Annotated in this window: 1 protein-coding gene; it reads right to left on the bottom strand. The window is 52.2% G+C overall.

Features of this window, described 5'->3' with window-relative positions; all coding sequences use genetic code 11:
* Positions 1 to 180: 180 nt before the first annotated feature.
* A partial coding sequence (locus tag ACM6I5_RS17305; RefSeq protein WP_414884277.1) for an RHS repeat domain-containing protein occupies positions 181 to 2433 on the bottom strand: 2253 nt, incomplete at its 5' end.

Below are 2433 nucleotides of genomic sequence, written 5' to 3'. Positions count from 1 at the left end.
CCAAGCGTTGTCGTTGGTGTTGAATTTGCCGCCGTTGGCGGTGTTGATGTTGCGGCCGGAGGGTTGATGGGCATGTAGCTATAAAGGGTGCTGAGTGTATGTTGAAGCGCAAAAACAGGCGAGCGATATCAGTCTGGTGATTTCGGTATATGCCAATGCCCAGTGCCTGTTTGGTTTTAATTAACGAGGCATGGGGATGCGGTTTCCCGTATGACCTCGCACTTCTGTTAGTTTGATAATAACTCTGCCTTCTTTTTCGGTGCTATAACCGACGGCGGTCACTTTGAAGTCTGCATAAGGCGTAAATACGAGGGTTTTTACGGTCGACGCAGAATAATTTGAAACTACGTTTGCGGCACTAAATCCAGATATTATAAAAAGAACAGCTGACTCACTGCGTATAAAATCTACGGCTGTTTCTTTTTCTTTGGCGACGGAAAGAAAACTCTTTGAGTAGACTATGGAACCATCTTCTTGTGCCGTCCTGAATACCTCCAGTGCAGCCGCACTTAAAGATTGTCCTCGAAAATAGGTGCGGGTTGACTCGTTAGTTTGATTGTATAGCTGAGAGCTTATTTGCTTTGTGTCATGAAGATTGAAAACTTTTGCGATTATTTCGATGGATCTTGCAGCTTCTTTTCCGTGCGCCCCCGAAAACTCCTGATCTCCATGGCGATCAGTCAGTTCGCGTATTATTGTTTTTCCGCTGAGTGAAATTTCCTCATTTTTTCTCATGGCCGTGTTGATTGCGTGCGATCCATGAGTGGTTGCGTATATGGCTTTGAATTCTTTCATGTAACTATATTCTTGCGATGGATTGCGTATGAGTTTTTGGTGTGTAGTAACTGTAAGATTGCTCATTTTCTGGGTCAGCGATTCATCGCTGGGAGCCATTCTTTTTTGGACTCGCTTTAGAGCCTTTGCAACAACATCCGGGTCTTCGTCTCTGTGTCTATGGGATAAGTACCTAAATGCCTTCTCTGGACTATCGAGATAGATATCGTGAAATTTGTTGCTATTCATCATTTTGTCCGCTAGCTCGCCCTGCGGCGACAACCCATTGGTGTCAAATAACGCAACTGGATTGTTCCTGACCATACGATAGAAATTGAGACCATCAATCGCCCACGCCGGGTCCGGATTAATCCACCGCTGCAACCACTGCGCGTAATAGCGGAATCCGTAGTAATAAAGCCCTGTGGCATCGCGCTCCTTGCCGGAATAACGCACGGTCTTGTACTTGGCCTCGGTTGCATTTCGTCCAGCCCAATACGCAGTACCACCGAACGGGTAATACCATTCCTGGCTGATCAGGCCAGCATTTTGATCCAGTTCCAGCGTGCTGGATTTCAGGTGATCGTCAAGGCTGTAACGCACCTGGTCCAAGGCAATTTCATCGGGCGGCTTCGACACCCAATGCAGCACTTGAAGGCTGTTGCTACCGGTGCTGGCGGTGATGACGTGGAGGATTTCCCCGGTGCCGCTGTGACGGCGGATTTCCAGGCCGGGCAGGTAACGTACTTCGCGAATGATCGTGCGCGCGTTGGTTTGACTTGAATTCACCTTGCGCACGCGTTGGCCGTCGCCGTCGTAGATATAGCATTCCCGGTCGTCTTCTTTGTCCTCGCGCACAACGGGGTGGGCTTCTCGCAGTTGGTTACGCAAGTCCCAGAACAGTGACTGGCCGACCTGCAGTTGACGCAGATTGCCGTTGGCATCGAAGCCATTTGCCAACTCGTCCTCGGTCGGTGGCCGATTGTCACGCTCGGGCAAACAGCGGTTGCTGTAGCGGGAACGGGTCAAGGTGCGGCTGTGGGCTTGCGGGCCGACATGCATCAGATCCAATAGATTACCGCCGGCGTCGTAATGGTAGGTTTGCGTATAGTTGGCGATCTGGTTGGGGTCGAGTGGCAGGGATTGAAAATCGGGCAGGGCGGGGCCGCCGCGTCCGGTATGGGCCTCGCAACCGGTGGCGTGGATCAACTGGTAAAGCGTGTCGTAGCGATAGGTTTTGATTGGTTCGATGCGCTGGTTATTGAAGTAGCGGATCGGTTGCGCGGCATCTTCGATGCTCAGGACATTGCCCACGGCGTCGTAGAGATATTTGAGGATCTGCAGCGGCGAGCCATCGGCTTTGTGGGCGCTCAGTTGTGTCAGCCTGCCGTTGGCCTCGTCGTAGTGGCGGCGGGTGATGACGCCGTTGCCGGCGGTTTCCGTTTCGAGCTGGCCGGTGGCGTTGTAACGAAGATCGCTGACCAGCAGCTTTTCGGTCTGACTGTCGCCGGCGAGGGTCAGCCGGGTGTTTTTCAGTTGGCCATCGATTGTGTAGGTGAACGCCTGGCGGTTACCCAAGGCGTCGGTTTGGCTCCACGGCTCACTGTTGGCGGAATAGGCATTCAATGTCGTCGCACCGTCGCCAGATTCGAGCAGTGG

Source organism: Pseudomonas sp. IT-P171 (genome assembly GCF_949767765.1).
Classification (GTDB): Bacteria; Pseudomonadota; Gammaproteobacteria; order Pseudomonadales; family Pseudomonadaceae; genus Aquipseudomonas; species Aquipseudomonas fluorescens_B.
Note: the sequence above shows the minus strand (reverse complement) of the source record. Positions and strands in the feature narration are given on the sequence as shown.